Annotated in this window: 12 protein-coding genes and 3 riboswitches; of the genes, 4 read left to right on the forward strand and 8 right to left on the reverse strand. The window is 70.1% G+C overall.

The genetic code is table 11. The features are described 5' to 3' along the window. Positions 1-13: 13 nt before the first annotated feature. The 6 genes from nrdE to aceB form a co-directional block, all read right to left on the reverse strand. A complete protein-coding gene (gene nrdE, locus N5I75_RS32750; protein ID WP_476683612.1) occupies positions 14-2,185 on the reverse strand; it encodes a class 1b ribonucleoside-diphosphate reductase subunit alpha in 2,172 nt (723 codons plus the stop codon). Further along, entirely contained in the window at positions 2,182-2,625 is a 444-nt protein-coding gene (nrdI, locus tag N5I75_RS32755; RefSeq protein ID WP_476683615.1) for a class Ib ribonucleoside-diphosphate reductase assembly flavoprotein NrdI, read from the reverse strand. The genes nrdE and nrdI overlap by 4 nt, the downstream gene beginning before the upstream one ends. Positions 2,626-2,794: 169 nt before the next feature. Further along, a riboswitch (cobalamin riboswitch) is annotated at positions 2,795-3,018 on the reverse strand. Positions 3,019-3,097: 79 nt separating this feature from the next. Then, a complete protein-coding gene (locus tag N5I75_RS32760; protein ID WP_476683618.1) occupies positions 3,098-3,430 on the reverse strand; it encodes a hypothetical protein in 333 nt (110 codons plus the stop codon). A gap of 98 nt (positions 3,431-3,528) precedes the next feature. Further along, entirely contained in the window at positions 3,529-5,847 is a 2,319-nt protein-coding gene (metE, locus tag N5I75_RS32765) for a 5-methyltetrahydropteroyltriglutamate--homocysteine S-methyltransferase (protein WP_476683621.1), read from the reverse strand. 175 nt (positions 5,848-6,022) lie between these two features. Beyond that, a riboswitch (cobalamin riboswitch) is annotated at positions 6,023-6,222 on the reverse strand. Between the two features lie 181 nt (positions 6,223-6,403). After that, positions 6,404-7,294 carry a 3-hydroxybutyryl-CoA dehydrogenase gene (locus tag N5I75_RS32770; RefSeq protein ID WP_476683623.1) on the reverse strand — a complete coding sequence of 297 codons (891 nt, stop codon included), beginning with the start codon at positions 7,292-7,294 and terminating at the stop codon, positions 6,404-6,406. Beyond that, positions 7,291-8,889, reverse strand: coding sequence for a malate synthase A (gene aceB / locus N5I75_RS32775; RefSeq protein ID WP_476683625.1), 1,599 nt, complete (start codon positions 8,887-8,889; stop codon positions 7,291-7,293). The genes N5I75_RS32770 and aceB overlap by 4 nt, the downstream gene beginning before the upstream one ends. Before the next feature lie 69 nt (positions 8,890-8,958). Between aceB and N5I75_RS32780 the strand changes: the two genes are divergently transcribed. Next, complete coding sequence (locus N5I75_RS32780) at positions 8,959-9,390, forward strand: NUDIX domain-containing protein (protein ID WP_476683627.1); 432 nt, start codon at positions 8,959-8,961, stop codon at positions 9,388-9,390. Here N5I75_RS32780 and aceA read toward each other — a convergent pair. Next, positions 9,387-10,670 (reverse strand): isocitrate lyase, encoded by a 1,284-nt coding sequence (aceA, locus tag N5I75_RS32785; RefSeq protein ID WP_476683629.1) that lies wholly within the window; start codon positions 10,668-10,670, stop codon positions 9,387-9,389. The two genes, N5I75_RS32780 and aceA, sit on opposite strands and share 4 nt — an antisense overlap. A gap of 390 nt (positions 10,671-11,060) precedes the next feature. Between aceA and N5I75_RS32790 the strand changes: the two genes are divergently transcribed. Next, positions 11,061-12,479, forward strand: coding sequence for a short-chain fatty acyl-CoA regulator family protein (locus N5I75_RS32790; RefSeq protein ID WP_476683631.1), 1,419 nt, complete (start codon positions 11,061-11,063; stop codon positions 12,477-12,479). A gap of 18 nt (positions 12,480-12,497) precedes the next feature. Here N5I75_RS32790 and N5I75_RS32795 read toward each other — a convergent pair whose 3' ends face one another. Then, entirely contained in the window at positions 12,498-13,289 is a 792-nt protein-coding gene (locus tag N5I75_RS32795; protein ID WP_476683633.1) for a class I SAM-dependent methyltransferase, read from the reverse strand. A gap of 142 nt (positions 13,290-13,431) precedes the next feature. Next, positions 13,432-13,558, forward strand: a riboswitch (cobalamin riboswitch). Positions 13,559-13,609: 51 nt separating this feature from the next. Here N5I75_RS32795 and N5I75_RS32800 point away from each other — a divergent pair. Then, the gene (locus tag N5I75_RS32800; protein ID WP_476683634.1) at positions 13,610-15,163 is read left to right on the forward strand and encodes an ABC transporter substrate-binding protein; all 1,554 of its coding nucleotides are present in this window, start codon (positions 13,610-13,612) and stop codon (positions 15,161-15,163) included. 1 nt (position 15,164) lies between these two features. After that, positions 15,165-16,112: an ABC transporter permease gene (locus N5I75_RS32805; RefSeq protein ID WP_476683636.1), complete on the forward strand. Its 948-nt coding sequence runs from the start codon at positions 15,165-15,167 to the stop codon at positions 16,110-16,112. The last annotated feature ends 72 nt before the right edge of the window (positions 16,113-16,184 follow it).

Raw genomic sequence — 16,184 nt, forward strand, 5'->3', positions numbered from 1 at the left:
GGCCGGACAGCCGTCACAGCGTGCAGGCCAGGCAGTTCTCGATCTCCGTGCCCTCCAGGGCCTCCTGGCGCAGCCGGATGTAGTAGAGCGTCTTGATGCCCTTGCGCCATGCCTGGATCTGCGCCTTGTTGAGGTCGCGGGTGGTGGCCGTGTCACGGAAGAAGAGGGTGCAGCTCAGACCCTGGTCGACGTGCTGGGTGGCGGCCGCGTACGTGTCGATGATCTTCTCGTAGCCGATCTCGTACGCGTCCTGGAAGTACTCCAGGTTGTCGTTGTCCATGCCGGGCGCCGGGTAGTAGACGCGGCCGAGCTTGCCCTCCTTGCGGATCTCCACCTTGGAGGCGATCGGGTGGATGGACGCCGTCGAGTCGTTGATGTAGCTGATGGAACCGGTCGGCGGCACGGCCTGGAGGTACTGGTTGTAGATGCCGAACTCCTGCACGGACGCCTTCAGTTCGCGCCAGTCGTGCTGCGTGGGCAGAGGCACCCCGGCGTCCTTGAAGAGGGCCCGTACCCGCTCGGTGGCCGGCGCCCATACCCGCTCGGTGTACTTGTCGAAGTACGAGCCGTCGGCGTACTGGCTGGTCTCGAAGCCGTCGAAGGCGGTGTCGCGCTCGATCGCGAGGCGGTTGGAGGCGCGCAGGGCGTGGAAGGCGACGGCGTAGAAGTACATGTTCGTGAAGTCGACACCCTCCTCGCTGCCGTAGTGGATGCGCTGCGAGGCGAGATAGCCGTGCAGGTTCATCTGGCCGAGGCCGATCGCGTGCGACAGGTCGTTGCCGTGCGCCACGGACGGGACGGCGTCGATGTGGGACTGGTCGGAGACCGAGGTCAGACCGCGCACGGCGGTCTCGACCGTCGCTCCGAAGTCCGGTGACGCCATCGCGGTGGCGATGTTCATCGACCCCAGGTTGCAGGAGATGTCCTTGCCGATGGTCTCGTATCCGAGCGAAGTGTCGTACGTGCTGGGCGTGTTGACCTGGAGGATCTCCGAGCACAGGTTGGACATGTTGATCCAGCCGGGGATCGGGTTGGCCCGGTTCACCGTGTCCTCGAACAGCAGGTACGGGTAGCCGGACTCGAACTGGAGCTCCGCGATCGTCTTGAAGAACTCGCGCGCGCTGAGCGTCGTCTTACGGATGCGCGGGTTGGCGACCAGGTCCTCGTAGTGCTCGCTCACCGACAGGTCGGACAGCGGCTTCCCGTACTCGCGCTCGACGTCGTACGGCGAGAACAGGTGCATGTCCTCGTTGCGCTTGGCGAGTTCGAAGGTGATGTCGGGGACGACCACCCCCAGCGACAGCGTCTTGATGCGGATCTTCTCGTCCGCGTTCTCCCGCTTGGTGTCCAGGAACCGCATGATGTCCGGGTGGTGTGCGTGGAGGTACACCGCTCCCGCGCCCTGCCGCGCGCCGAGCTGGTTCGCGTAACTGAAGGAGTCCTCAAGGAGCTTCATCACCGGCACGACACCCGACGACTGGTTCTCGATCTTCTTGATCGGGGCGCCCTGCTCGCGCAGGTTCGTCAGGAGGAGGGCGACGCCGCCGCCGCGCTTGGAGAGCTGGAGCGCGGAGTTGATGCCGCGTCCGATGGACTCCAGGTTGTCCTCGACGCGCAGCAGGAAGCAGGAGACCAGCTCGCCGCGCTGCGCCTTGCCCGCGTTGAGGAACGTCGGGGTGGCCGGCTGGAAGCGGCCCGACATCATCTCGTCGACGAGGCGGGAGGCGAGCGACGCGTCCCCGGCGCCCAGGTAGAGGGCGGTGGCGACGACGCGGTCCTCGTACCGCTCCAGGTAGCGGGTTCCGTCGAAAGTCTTCAGTGTGTACGACGTGTAGTACTTGAACGCGCCGAGGAACGTGCGGAAGCGGTGCTCGTGCGCGTACGCCTGCCGGTACAGGTCTTCGACGGCCTTCCAGTCGTAGCGCCGGATCGGCTCTGCTTCGTAGTAGTCGTTCTCGATCAGATAGGTGATCTTCTCCTTGAGGCTCGGGAAGGTCACCGTGTTCGGGTTGACGTGCTGCAGGAAGTACTGGCGGACGGCCTCGCGGTCCTTGTCGAACTGGATGCGGCCGTCGCAGTCGTACATGTTCAGCATCGCGTTGAGCGCGTGGTAGTCCTTGCGCGTACCGACCGACTCGCGCTGGGCCGCCGCGGGGACCTGGGCCGTGGTGGTGGCAGTGCTCACGCCGTCCGTCCCGCCGGTTCCGGCCGCCTCGTCGATGACTGTCGTGTCCAAAACTTCTCCAGCCCCTCTCGTACGGCACGGACGTCGCGCTCCGTGCCCAGCAGTTCGAATCGGTACAGCTCGGGGACCTTGCACTTCGCCGAGATGACGCGCCCGGCGAGGCAGTAGTCGACACCGAAGTTGGTGTTGCCCGAGGCGATCACGCCGCGCAGCAGCGCGCGGTTGGCCTCGATGTTCAGGAAACGGATCACCTGTTTGGGCACCGCGCCCGCGCGTTCGCCGCCGCCGTAGGTCGGCACGATCAGCACGTACGGCTCGGTGACGGTCGGCATGCCCTCACGGTGGGGGCGCAGGGGGATCCGCGTCGCGGGCAGGTCCAGGCGCTCCACGAAGCGTTTGGTGTTCTCCGAGACGCTGGAGAAATACACGAGACCACTCATGGTCTCTCGCCTCCCTCTCCTCGTTCCCGTGTCGTTCTCGGTCGAGGACGGGAAGGAAGGCAGGCGGATGCGGCCACCAGGGGGACGTGCGGGTACGACGTACCTCTGCCCCGGTCCGAGCCACAGCCACGCGGCCCTCCCTCGGGGCCTCGAAGCGCGCGCACCGCGGTCGGTGCGCGCGCCGGTGGCAGGTCTTCGGACTCGCGGGCACGTTCTCCGGTCGACGGAGGACATCTACTGGCCGTCGCTTCCCAGGCCCGGATTCATCCGGCCCAGTGCGTGTGACGGCGGTCGTTCCCGCTCACCGCTGCGGGGCAGTCCCGGTCTCTCACCGGGTTCCCTCTTGCCTCACCAGACCGACCGGCCTGGTGAACCACCAGCGAGAGCAACACTACATCTAGGCGGTAGGGATGCCAGTCAGGCCAGATGTTGTGTCGCGCACAAAAGCTAGGTGACCCTAAGTGGATGGTCTTCATCGGCGCGTTCCAGCGTCTCGCGCAGGTTTGGCTCTGGTGAGTGCGCGAGCGTGCCCGATGTGCCGACGCAGCTCCACGGCGAAGCTGTCGGCGTCGGGTTCGGCCGGGTCGGTGTGGGACGCCGGAGGGTCGGCCGATGACCGCTCCTGTGCCGCGTCGAGCCGCTCCAGGAAGTCGGCCATGTCGCTGAGGGCTCCCCGCAACGACTGCATGCGCGTTCCCTGTGCACCCAGCTGCCTGCGCAGGGCGAGCAGCGACTTGTACTGCTTCACCGGCAGGGCAACCATCTCCTTGCCGTCGATGACGACGGTCCGCGGCTCCTGTTTCATGGCGCATCCCCCTGTTCTTGTGACGCTCCCACCCGGGCACAGCGGTGAGGGTGCCGGAGCGTGATGCGAGCCCCGGCACCCTCACTCACCACCCTGGATCAGGCCGAGCCGAGCTCGGATCGCACGATCTTGGCCGCGGCGACCAGGTTCTCCAGCGATGCCCGGGTCTCGGGCCATCCGCGGGTCTTCAGGCCGCAGTCCGGGTTGACCCACAGCCGTTCGGCGGGGATGGCCTCAAGTCCGGTACGGAGCAAGGCGGATGCCTCCTCCGTGCTCGGGACGCGGGGGGAGTGGATGTCGTAGACGCCCGGGCCCGCCTCGCGCGGGTAGCCGTGCTCCGCCAGCTCGTGAGCGACCTGCATGTGGGAGCGGGCCGCCTCCAGGCTGATGACGTCGGCGTCGAGATCGTCGATGGCCTGCACGATGTCGCCGAACTCGGCGTAGCACATGTGCGTGTGGATCTGGGTCTCCGGGCGGACCCCGGCGGTCGTGACGCGGAACGCCTCGGTGGCCCAGGCCAGGTACGCGGCGTGGTCGGCGGCCCGCATCGGAAGAGTCTCGCGCAGTGCGGGCTCGTCGACCTGGATCACCGAAGTGCCGTTCGCTTCAAGGTCGTTGACCTCGTCGCGCAGGGCGAGGGCGACCTGGCGGGCGGTATCGCCCAGCGGCTGGTCGTCGCGGACGAAGGACCAGGCGAGCATGGTGACCGGGCCGGTCAGCATCCCCTTGACCGGGCGGTCGGACAGGGACTGGGCGTACGACGTCCAGCGCACCGTCATCGGTTCGGGCCGGGAGATGTCGCCGGCCAGTACCGGCGGGCGGACGTAGCGGGTGCCGTAGGACTGCACCCAGCCGTGCTGTGTGGCGAGGTAGCCGACGAGCTGTTCGGCGAAGTACTGCACCATGTCGTTGCGCTCGGGCTCGCCGTGCACCAGGACGTCGATGCCGGTCTTCTCCTGGAAGGAGACGACGTCGCGGATCTCGTTCTTGATCCGCTCCTCGTAACCGGCCGTGTCGATGCGTCCGGACCTCAAGTCGGCGCGCGCCGTGCGCAGTTCGGTGGTCTGCGGGAACGAGCCGATCGTGGTCGTCGGCAGCAGCGGAAGGCCGAGGTGGGCGCGCTGTGCGGCGGCCCGCTCGGGGTAGGGCTGGGCGCGGTGGGTGTCCGCCTCGGTGACGGCGGCGGCGCGGGCCCGCACGGCCGGGTCGCGGGTGATGGGCGAGGTGGTGCGCGAGGACAGCGCCGCACGGTTCACCGCAAGCTCCGCGGTGATCGCGTCCGTACCGTGGGTCAGGCCCTTGGCGAGCGTGGCGATCTCGGCGGTCTTCTGCCGGGCGAAGGCCAGCCAGCGCAGGATCTGCGGGTCGACATCCTTCTCCAGGGCGGCGTCGAGCGGTACGTGCAGCAGGGAGCAGGAGGCGGCGACGTCGACGCGGCCGGCCAGGCCGAGCAGGGTGCCGAGCGTGGCGAGGGACTTCTCCAGGTCGTTGACCCAGATGTTGCGGCCGTTGACGACACCGGCGACCAGGCGCTTGCCGGGCAGTCCGCCGACGGCGGCGAGCACGTCCAGGTTCGCGGCGGCCGCGCCGGTGAAGTCGAGGGCGAGACCGTCGACGGGCGCCTTGGCCAGAATCGAGAGTGCATCGCCGAGCTGGTCGAAGTAGGAGGCGAGGAGCAGCTTGGGCCGGTCGGTCGCGGTGCCGAGATCGCGGTAGGCGCGCTCGGCGGCGTTCAGTTCGGCCGGAGTGCGGTCCTGCACGAGCGCGGGCTCGTCGAGCTGCACCCACTCGGCACCGGCCGCGCGCAGGTCGGAGAGGACCTCGGCGTACACGGGCAGCAGCCGGTCCAAGAGGGTGAGCGGGTCGAAGTCGGCGGCGACACCCGGAGCGGGCTTCGACAGCAGCAGATAGGTGACCGGGCCCACCAGAACCGGACGGGCGGCACGGCCCTCGGCGAGAGCCTCCCGCAGTTCGGCGACCTGCTTGGTGGAGTCGGCCGTGAACACGGTGTCCGGTCCCAACTCCGGCACCAGATAGTGGTAGTTGGTGTCGAACCACTTGGTCATCTCCAGCGGCGCCACGTCCTGGGTGCCGCGGGCCATCGCGAAGTAGCCGTCCAGGGCGTCGGCAGCCACCGCGGCCCGGTGGCGCTCGGGGATCGCGCCGACCATGACGGTGGTGTCGAGCACGTGGTCGTAGAACGAGAAGTCCCCAGTGGGAACCTCGTCGATGCCGGCCGCCACCAGTTCCTGACGGCCCGAGCGGCGCAGTTCGGCGGCGGTGGTACGCAGGGCGTCGGCGGTGACGCGGCCCTTCCAGTACCCCTCGATCGCCTTCTTGAGCTCCCGGTTCTGGCCCTGACGCGGGTAGCCGTACACGGTGGCCCGTGCTGCCGCGGCTGCGGTCTTCGTGGTCACGGAGTTCTCCTTCGAGAGACGTATCCCTGAAATCCCGAAGACTCGAACGCGTGACGGAGCGACAGAACCGGCCGTGCGACCTCGCGCGGCAAAGGCGCGGTCGTCCACCGGATATGTACGCCGACCCGCCCTCGAGGTCACCGGGATGTCCGCGCACGCGTCGTACGCGCACGGGCAGGTGGCAGGTCTTCGGACTCGCGGGCACATTCGTCCGGACCGGACGAACACCTACTGACCGTCGCTTCCCAGACCCTGTCTGTCGGGCCCAGTGCGTATGACGGCGGTCGTTCCCACTCACCGCTGCGGGGCAGTCCCGGATTCCCACCGGGTTCCCTCTTGCGACGCTCCCGCCTGGCGGACGGGGCGAACCAGCTGCGGTGCCCACCCTAAGGGCTCCAGCTGGAGGATCACCAGAGCGTCCGGAACTCGGACAGTGGCAGGGGCAACGTCGCGTGACGACCACAAGCCTGTGGGGGTGAGCCGGCGTCCCTCGCCGGCACACCCCCACAGGCTCGATCACCGTCGGCCCTCATTCCGGCGGTGGCACCCGGGCCCCTCAGCCCCGGTGGTTCTCGGTGGCTCCCCGCTCGTAGACGTGGAAGCCGCGCCCTGTCTTGCGCCCCAACAGGCCGGCCTCGACCATGCGTTGGAGCAACGGCGGTGGTGCGTACAGCGGCTCTTTGAACTCCTCGTACAGCGACTCGGCGATCGCCGCGACCGTGTCCAGGCCGATCAGGTCGGCGAGTCGCAGCGGTCCCATCGGGTGCGCACAGCCCAGCTCCATGCCGTGGTCGACATCGGCCGGAGTCGCGAAGCCGGACTCCGTCATCCGGATCGCCGACAGGAGGTAGGGGACGAGCAGCGCGTTGACGACGAACCCCGCGCGGTCACGGGAGCGCACGACGGTCTTGCCGAGCGTGGTGGCCGCGAACCGTTCGACCAGGGCGGCGGTGTCGGACGAGGTGTGCAGGGAGGTGACGACCTCGACCAGCGGAAGGACCGGTACCGGGTTGAAGAAGTGCAGTCCGACGACGCGGTCGGCGCGCCCGGTCGCCATGCCGAGACGCATCACGGGGATCGACGAGGTGTTGGTGGCGAGCACCGCGGCCGGATCCTCGACGATCTTGTCGAGGGCGGCGAACAGCTCCGTCTTGGCGTCCGTGTTCTCGATGATCGCCTCGATGACGAGCTGCCGGTCGGCCAGGTCGGTGAGGTCCCCGGTGAAGGTCGTCTTCTCCAGCGCGTGACGGGCGTCCTCCCGCGTGCACCTGCCGCGGTCGACCGCCTTGCCGAGTGAGGCGGTGAAGCGGTCGCGGGTGCGCCGGACGGCCGTGGCGTCGGCCTCGCAGACGATCGTGTCGAGGCCGGCGCGGGCGCAGACCTCGGCGATGCCCGCTCCCATCTGGCCGCCCCCGACGACCCCCACTCGCTGTACGTCGATGGTCATGACCGCGACTCCTTGGTGCGCACGAGGTGGCGGGTGTAGGCGTCAGGCGTGAAGAAGAGCGGGAGCTGCGTGCCGAGCGCGTTGCGCTGGAAGAGGTCCCGGATCTCCGCCAGGGGTGCTTGGGGCAACTCGGCCGCGAGCGCGGTCAGTTCCTGTTCGAGGAGGGCGAGGACGGTGTCCCGGTCGACATGGCGGTGACGCAGCCACTGCCAGATCTGGACCCGGGCGATCTCGGCGGTGGCGGCGTCCTCCATGAGGCCGTCCAGGGCGACCGCGCCCTGCCCGCGCAGCCAGGCGGCGAAGTACCGCAACGCGACGGAGATGTTGGTGCGCACGCCCTCCGTCGTCGGGGCCCCGCTCACCTTGCGCACGCCGAGCAGCTGCGCGGGCGTGACCGCCACGTCCTCGCGGGTGCGGCTCAGCTGGTGGGGCGCGTCGCCCAGGACGCCGTCGAAGACCTCGCGGCAGAGCGGGACGAGCGCGGGATGGGCCACCCACGACCCGTCGAAGCCGTCCTCGGCCTCGCGTTCCTTGTCCAGGCGCACCTTCGCCAGCGCGGCCGCGTTCGCGTCCGGATCCTTGCCGGGCACCTGGGCGGCCATCCCGCCGATGGCGTGCGCACCGCGCTTGTGGCAGGTGCGGACGAGGAGTTCGGTGTAGGCCCGCATGAACGGGGCGGTCATGGTGACCCGGGCGCGGTCCGGCAGCAGGAAGTCCGTGCGGTGGCCGAAGGTCTTGATGATGCTGAAGAGGTAGTCCCAGCGTCCCGCGTTCAGCCCGGCGCTGTGCTCACGCAGCTCGTACAGCATCTCCTCCATCTCGAACGCCGCGGTGACCGTCTCGATGAGGACGGTGGCGCGGATCGTGCCGCGGGGGATGGAGAGCAGTTCCTGGGCGAGGACGAAGATGTCGTTCCACAGCCGGGCCTCGTCGCGGTTCTCCAGCTTGGGCAGGTAGAAGTACGGGCCGTGTCCCGCGTCGATCTGCCGCTGAGCGCAGTGGAAGAAGTACAGGCCGAAGTCGACGAGCGCGGCCGGCACCGGGCAGCCGTCGACGTCCAGGTGCTCCTCGTCGAGGTGCCAGCCGCGCGGCCGGACCACGATGGTGGCGAGCGGCCGGTCGGTGGCGAGGCGGTACTCCTTGCCCGTATCGGTCGTGAAGTCGATGCGCCGCTCGATCGCGTCCAGCAGGTTCAGCTGCCCGCCGATCACGTTGTCCCAGGTCGGTGCGGTCGCGTCCTCGAAGTCGGCCAGCCACACCTGCGCGCCGGAGTTGAGCGCGTTGACCGTCTTCCGCCGCTCGGGAGGTCCCGTGATCTCCACACGCCGGTCGGTGAGGCCGGGAGCCGGCGGCGCGACCCGCCAGCCGGCCTCCTCGCGTATCCGTCGCGTCACCATCGAGAAGTCGAGGGGGTAGCCCTCCGCGAGCCGCATCGCTTGGCGTCGGCGCTCCTTGAGCAGGCGCTCACGGTCCGACGCGAAGGCGCGGGCGAGCGTGCCGATGAAGTCGAGCGCGGCGGGGGTGAGGATCTCGTCGTGGCGGTCACCGGGAGCGGCGAGGACCTGAACGGACTGGGTGATGAGCTGCGGTGACATCGGATCTCCTGAGGGAGGGAGGAGGCGAAGTGGTGTGGAGGGGCCGAGCGTGGGCTGCACAATGCGGGGATGGATCACACGGTCATGAAGGCCGTCGCGGCGGCTGTCGTCGAGAACGGGAAGCTGCTCGTCGTCAGCAAGCAGTCCGCGCCGGACGTCTACTTCGTCCCGGGCGGCAAGCCCGAGCCGGGCGAGGAGCCGGAGGAGACGCTGGTTCGGGAGTTGCGTGAGGAACTGGGGGTCGGGCCGGGGCGGCTCGACCCACTGACGGTGGTGGAGGAGCAGGCGGTTCTGGAGGGCGTACCGATGCACCTGACGGTCTTCGCCACCACACTGACCGGGAATCCGGCGCCCGCGGCCGAACTGTCCTCGCTTCGGTGGATCGACGGGCGGGAGCCGGAACTCCGTCTCGCCCCCGCCGTCGAACACCATCTGCTGCCGCTGCTGCGTGAGACGGGGAGGATGGCTCCGCTCAACGGGTCCCAGCTCTCCGGGTTCTAGTGGAACTGCTCTTCTTCGGTGGAGCCGCTCAGCGCGGTGGTGGAAGAGTTCGGGTTGACGGCCGTGGAGACCAGGTCGAAGTAGCCGGTGCCGACCTCGCGCTGGTGCTTGACCGCGGTGAAGCCGTGCTGCTGCGCTGCGAACTCCCGCTCCTGGAGGTCGACGTACGCGGTCATGCCGTGCTCGGCGTAGCCGCGGGCCAGGTCGAACATGCCGTGGTTGAGCGAGTGGAAGCCGGCCAGCGTGATGAACTGGAAGCGGTAGCCCATCGCGCCCAACTCCCGCTGGAACTTGGCGATCTGGTCGTCGTCCAGGGCGGCCTTCCAGTTGAAGGAGGGCGAGCAGTTGTAGGCCAGCATCTGGTCCGGGTGCTCGGCGCGGATCGCCTCGGCGAACTCGCGCGCCTGCGCCAGGTCGGGCGTACCCGTCTCGACCCAGATCAGATCGGCGTACGGGGCGTAGGCCAGGCCGCGCGCGATGACGGGCGCCATCCCGTTCCGCACCCGGTAAAAGCCCTCGGCGGTGCGCTCGCCCGTCACGAACTCGGCGTCGCGCTCGTCCACGTCGCTGGTCAGCAGGTTCGCGGCGAGCGCGTCGGTGCGGGCCACGATCAGCGTGGGCACGTCGGCGATGTCGGCGGCCAGCCGGGCCGCATTGAGGGTGCGGATGTGCTGCGAGGTCGGCACGAGGACCTTGCCGCCGAGGTGGCCGCACTTCTTCTCGGAGGCCAGCTGGTCCTCGTAGTGGATGCCGGCCGCGCCCGCCGCGATCATCGCCTTCGTCAGCTCGAAGGCGTTGAGCGGACCGCCGAACCCGGCCTCCGCGTCGGCCACGATCGGCGCGAGCCAGTCAATCGAGTCGTCGCCCTCGCTGGTGGCGATCTGGTCGGCGCGCAGCAGCGCGTTGTTGATCCGACGCACCACCTGGGGAACAGAGTTGGCCGGGTAAAGGCTCTGGTCGGGGTAGGTGTGCCCGGCGAGGTTGGCGTCCGCGGCGACCTGCCAGCCCGACAGGTAGATCGCCTGGAGTCCCGCCTTGACCTGCTGCACGGCCTGGCCGCCGGTCAGCGCGCCGAGGGAGTGGATGTAGTCGTTCTCGTGCAGCTGACGCCACAGCCGCTCGGCGCCGCGCCGGGCCAGGGTCTGCTCCTCGCGGACGCTGCCGGAGAGGCGGAGGACGTCCGCCGCGCTGTAGGTGCGCTCGATGCCCTTCCACCGCGGGTCGGTGGCCCAGCGGCGGGCGAGTTCCTCGGCTGCCTGCGTCAACGTGTCGGTTGCCATGAAGGTCACCGTCTCCTCGGTCGTTCGTCTGCGAATTCGGTCAGCACGCGAAGTGCGGGACCTGATGTCTGGCACTGTGTGACTTGCTGCTGGTGTGCGGCCCACCCGTCCCGTTGTGGGTCAAGCTGAGCAGTCCTGCCGACGCGGAAGCGCTCAGTGCCGGGATCTCCGACGTCAGGGCGTGAATCGTGCCCCGGGTTTCCGAGCCGCACCCGCCGGGATCCGGTGGGCCGCACTGAAACTCTGGCACTGGCACTGAGTGCCAACAAGAGTGGATCGGTGCCAACTTCTGCGAACTTTCGGGGCCCCGATTGCCAACTTTGCAAAGGTCGAGTGCGGCATTTGGCGGCGTACGCTGAGCCGTTCCGGAGGGGAAGGAGAGGCGGATCCATGGGGAAGACGTACGCGGGTGCCAGGCTGCGCAGGCTGCGCGAGGAGCGCGGCATCAGCCAGGCCGAGCTGGCCCGCACGCTCGGCATCTCGCCCAGTTACCTGAACCAGATGGAACACGACTCGCGCCCGCTCACCGTGCAGGTGCTGCTGCGCCTGACCGAGGTGTTCGGGCTCGACCCTGGCTTCTTCTCCGAGCGGGACACCAGCCGCCTGGTGGCCGACCTGCGCGAGGCACTGGCCGCCGAGATCGACGGGGCGCGCGTCTCCCCGACGGACCTCGGCGAGCTCGCCTCCCGGATGCCCGCCGTCGCACAGGTCCTGCTGGACCTCGGCCGTCGCAACCAGCGCCTCGCCGAACTCGTCGGGTCGAGCGGCGAGCGCGGCGCCGGACTCGACGCGCCGCGCACGCCGCACGAGGAGATCCGCGACTACTTCTACCGGCGCCAGAACTACTTGCACGAGATCGACGTCGCGGCGGAGGAACTCGCCGCAGCCATCGGCATCCGCCCCGGAGAGGTGCTGCGCGCGCTGACGGCCCGCCTGGCCGAGCGGCACGGAGTGCACCTCAGCACGGCGTCCGGCGACCGCCTGCACCACTACGACACCGCGACACGCACCCTGCACCTGTCGACGCGCCTTCGCCCCGGCCAGCGCGCCTTCCGCATGGCCACCCAGCTCGCGCTCCTGGAAAACGGCGACGAGCTGGACCGCCTGGCCGCGCAGGACTTCGCCCCCGGCTCACCGTCCCACTCCCTGGCCCGGATCGGCATCGCCAACTACTTCGCCGCCGCGCTGATCCTCCCGTACCGCGACTTCCACGCGACCGCCGAAGCGGTGCGCTACGACATCGAACGGCTCACCGACCACTACGGCCTCGGCTACGAGACCGTCTGCCACCGCCTGAGCACCCTGCAGCGGCCTCGGCTGCGCGGCGTGCCGTTCTCGTTCGTCCGCGTCGACCGCGCGGGCAATGTGTCCAAGCGGCAGTCGGCCACCGGCTTCCACTTCTCGCGTGCGGGAGGCACCTGCCCGCTGTGGAACGTCTACGAGGCGTTCGCCGTGCCCGGCCGCATCCATGTCCAGCTCGCCGAAATGCCCGACGGGCAGCGGTACTTGTGGACCGCGCGCGCCGTCACCCGGCACCGCGGCGGCTGGGGCGAACCGGGGAAGACCTTCACGATCGGCCTCGGCTGCGAGCTGCGCCACGCCCACCGGCTCGTCTACTCCGACGGCCTCGACCTCGGCCGCAGCGCCGCCGCGACCCCGATCGGCATGGGCTGCGGCGTCTGCGAACGCCTCCAGTGCCCGCAGCGCGCCGCGCCGCCGCTCGGCCGGCCGCTGCACATCGACCAGAACGCCAGCACCTTCGTGCCCTACCCGGTGGCACCCGGCGAACAGCAGGGCCCGCACCCGTGACGAGGCGGCCGGACCGGCTCAGCGCAGCGCGGCCACCAGCGCGTCGCTCGCGGAGCACCACACCTGCCGCGCCTCGCCGAACCCCTGGGCAAGGAGCGTGTCGATGTGCCAGCGGGTGGCGGTCGGGCGGTCCCGGCGCTCGCCGGGGGCCTTGGGCCGGCGCGGGTCGCCCAGCAACGCGAAGCGCTCTTCCGCCGCCCGGGACAGCAGCGGGTCGAGGGCCACCTCGCGCCACCAGTCGGCCCAGTCGACGGCGCCCCGCTCGCGCGCGTCGTGCCGGCGCTCCGAGTGCAGGGCGGCCAGAGCGGCGTTGATGCGGGGCGCCGACTCGTCCTTCATGTGGTCGGCGTTGAGGAACACGCCTCCCTCGCACAGTACTTGGGCCAGATCGCCGTACAAGCGGGTGAGTGGCTCGGTGTCCAGCCAGTGCAGGGCGGTGGCCGTCACCACGGCGTCGTAGGACGGGTGCGGGAGTCGCCCGGTCCAGGCGGGGTCGGTCAGATCCGCGTCCACGAAGGTGACGCGGCCGTCCTCGGCGAAGTGGCCGCGCGCGATGGTCAGCAGCAGCGGATCGATGTCCACGGCGGTGACCTCGGCATCGGGAAGTCGACGCAGCAGCCGGTCCGAGATGGTGCCGGTGCCGCAGGCCAGGTCGAGGACGCGCGGCCCCCGGCCCGCCACCGCCTCGACCGTGTCGATCATGACCCGGAAGCGCTCCTCCCGGTCCGGCATGTACCACTCCTGCTGGCGGTCCCAGCTGCTCTGCCAGTGCTGCCAGTGCTGCCGATCGGGGGTGCTGGTCGTCGTCATGGGTGTGGCCGTTCCTTTCCGGGGCGTTCCGTGCGTGCGCCGTCCGCACAGCTGATCACAGGGGGCCGGGAGCGGAGGCGGGCACCGGGCTCGGAGCGCCGACCGCCCGTGCGTCACAATGGGCACACGAGGCGACGGGGATCAGGAAGCCGGTGTGAATCCGGCGCGGTCCCGCCACTGTGACCGGGAAGCGAACCTCCCGCACGCCACTGTCCGCTGTCGCGGACGGGAAGGCGGAGGCGAGCGACGATCCGGGAGCCAGGAGACTGACCCGTCGCCGGTCCAGCAGCAGGGGCGAGGACACCCCGGAGAGGATCGATGTGACGACGCATGCCCAGTCCCGGACGGCCGGGCCCGGCAGACGCGGGGTGCTGGCCGCCTCGGGCGCGCTGGCGCTCGCCGGTACCGGACTGCTCACCGGGTGCGGCGGCGACACCAAGGACGGGGGAGGCGGCGACCGTTTCCGCGCGGCGTTCACCTCCGGCGGCTCCCAGGAGACCCTGGACCCGCACGTCGCCCCGAACTTCGTCGACCAGGCCCGGGCGAAGGCGCTCTACGACACGCTCGGCACATACGCGGACGACATGTCGGTCCGCAAGCGGCTCGCCGAGTCCTGGGAGAGCGACCCCTCGGGCACCCGCTGGCACATACGGCTGCGCGCCGCGCGCTTCCACGACGGCAAGCCGGTCACCGCCAAGGACGTCCTCTACAGCTACCGCCGCGCCGCCGACCCCAAGACCGGGTCACCGTCGCAGGTGCTGCTGTCCGCGATCGACTTCTCCGCCAGCAAGTCCGACGGCGACCGCTCCGTCGTCCTCGTCCTGAAGGCACCGAACTTCGAGTTCCCCACCGTCTTCGCGGGACCGGGTACGGAGATCATCCCGGACGGCACCACGGACTTCCGCAAGCCCGTCGGATCCGGCCCCTTCACCTATTTGTCCTTTACGCCCGGCGGCACCGCCCGCTACCGGCGCTGGGCGGACCACTGGGACGGCGCCCCGCACATCGCCGAACTGGAGATCGTCCCCGCCAACGAGGAATCGGCGCGGCTCAACGCGCTGCTGTCCGGGCAGGTGCACTACGGCGCCGACATGGCCGGTGCCTCCGTGGAACGGCTGAAGAAGAGCAGCAAGATACGCCTGCTGACGGCCAAGCGGGCGACCGCGCAGCAACTGCTCCTGCGCACCGGCCGCAAGCCCTTCGACGATCCGCGGCTGATACGCGCCGTGCAGCTGGGCATCGACCGCGAGGAGCTGGTCAGGATCGCGCTCGCCGGACACGGCGAGGTCGGCAACGACCTGTTCGGGATGGGACTGCGCGGCTACCCCGACGACCTGAAACCGCGCGAGCGGGACGTCGATGAGGCGCGCAGACTGGTGAAGGAGGCCGGCGCCGAGGGGCTGCACATCACCGTGGAGACCAGTTCTGTCGACGCGGCCTGGGAACCGGCGGCGGATCTCATGGCACGGCAGCTGCGCGAGGCGGGACTGAAGCTGACCGCCAACACCCGCGCCTCCAGCACCTACTTCAGCGAGATCAAGACCAAGGGCGTCGCCGCCTTCAACACGACCTCCACCCTGCCGGTATCCGACTTCCTGCAGCAGCGGGTCCGCGGCGGCGCCGCGCGCAACCAGACCCAGTACGCCTCGAAGAAGTTCGACGCCCTCCTCGACCGCGCCCGCACCAGCCGCGACGAGGAGGAGCGGCTCGGCCTGCTCGCCCGGGCTCAGAGGCTCGCGCGCGCCGAGTCCGGGCTCCTGGTCTGGGCATTCTCCGACGCGAACGACGCGATCGCGTCGTCGGTCAGCGGCCTGCGCGCCGCGCCGCCGAACTCGCACGACTGGGCCCGCTTCGACCGGGTCCGTATCAGCTGACGTGCGGGCGTACGTCCTGCGGCGGTGCCTGCTGGCGCTGCTGCAGTGCCTGGTGGTGCTGGTCGCCGTGTTCGCCGTCGGCTCGCTGCTGCCCGGCGACACGGCCGACGTGCTCCGCGGCGAACTCGGCACACCCGAACAGGTCGAGGCGCTGCGCGCGCAGTTGGGCCTGGACGAGCCGGCCTGGACCCGCTTCGGGCACTGGATCGCCCACCTGTTCACCGGTGACCTGGGGCACTCCCTGACGACCGGGCTGCCCGTCGGCGACGACATCGGCCGCCGCGTCGGCGTCACGCTCCTGCTCGGCGTTCCGGCGCTGCTGCTCGTCACCGTCCTTGCACCCGTCGTGGGCACGGTGTCGGGGCTGAGCGAGGGCAGCCTCCTCGATCGCGCGCTGAACACGGCCGCGGTCGTCCTGCACGCGGTGCCGGAGTTCGTGCTCGGGTTGCTGCTGGTCGCCTCGGTCTCGCTGGCCGCGGGACTGCTGCCCGCGACCGCCGTCGGCATGGACGGCGCCGCGCTGCTCGCGCAGCCCGCGGTCCTTGTGCTGCCCGTCGTCGTACTGACGGCACGCCACCTGTGCGACCTGGCGCGGCAGATACGCGCCGGAGTGGCCTCCGAGCGGCACGGCGCCGTCGCCGAGCATCTGCGGCTGCTCGGGATGCGCGAGCGTACCGTCGTGCTGCGCCATGTGCTGCCGGGCGCCCTGGGGCCCGCGGCGCAGCAGTACGCGCGCTGCGTGGAGGGGCTGCTCGGCGGCGCCGTGCTGGTGGAGGCGGTGTTCGGGTTCCGCGGCATGGGCGACGGCTTCGTCGAAGCGGTCCAGAACCGCGACCTGCCCCAAGTGCAGACGTACGCCCTGCTGTTCGCCGGAACGGCCGTCCTCGTGAACCTCATCGGTGACCTGGTCGCCCATCGCCTCGCCCCCCGACGTGAGGTGACCGCGTGACGCTGCCCCCGACCACGACATCCCGCGGGGCCACAATGAGGCGCCGCCGCCCGTGGACAGCGCTGGCTCTGC

The sequence above is a fragment of the Streptomyces sp. R818 genome (assembly GCF_056172735.1).

Excerpts from the sequence above, each read along its gene's own strand:
- nrdI (WP_476683615.1), bottom strand. The coding sequence starts at position 2,625 with ATGAGTGGTCTCGTGTATTTCTCCAGCGTCTCGGAGAACACCAAACGC.
- N5I75_RS32760 (WP_476683618.1), bottom strand. The coding sequence starts at position 3,430 with ATGAAACAGGAGCCGCGGACCGTCGTCATCGACGGCAAGGAGATGGTT.
- N5I75_RS32770 (WP_476683623.1), bottom strand. The coding sequence starts at position 7,294 with ATGACCATCGACGTACAGCGAGTGGGGGTCGTCGGGGGCGGCCAGATG.
- aceB (WP_476683625.1), bottom strand. The coding sequence starts at position 8,889 with ATGTCACCGCAGCTCATCACCCAGTCCGTTCAGGTCCTCGCCGCTCCC.
- N5I75_RS32780 (WP_476683627.1), top strand. The coding sequence starts at position 8,959 with ATGGATCACACGGTCATGAAGGCCGTCGCGGCGGCTGTCGTCGAGAAC.
- aceA (WP_476683629.1), bottom strand. The coding sequence starts at position 10,670 with ATGGCAACCGACACGTTGACGCAGGCAGCCGAGGAACTCGCCCGCCGC.
- N5I75_RS32790 (WP_476683631.1), top strand. The coding sequence starts at position 11,061 with ATGGGGAAGACGTACGCGGGTGCCAGGCTGCGCAGGCTGCGCGAGGAG.
- N5I75_RS32795 (WP_476683633.1), bottom strand. The coding sequence starts at position 13,289 with ATGACGACGACCAGCACCCCCGATCGGCAGCACTGGCAGCACTGGCAG.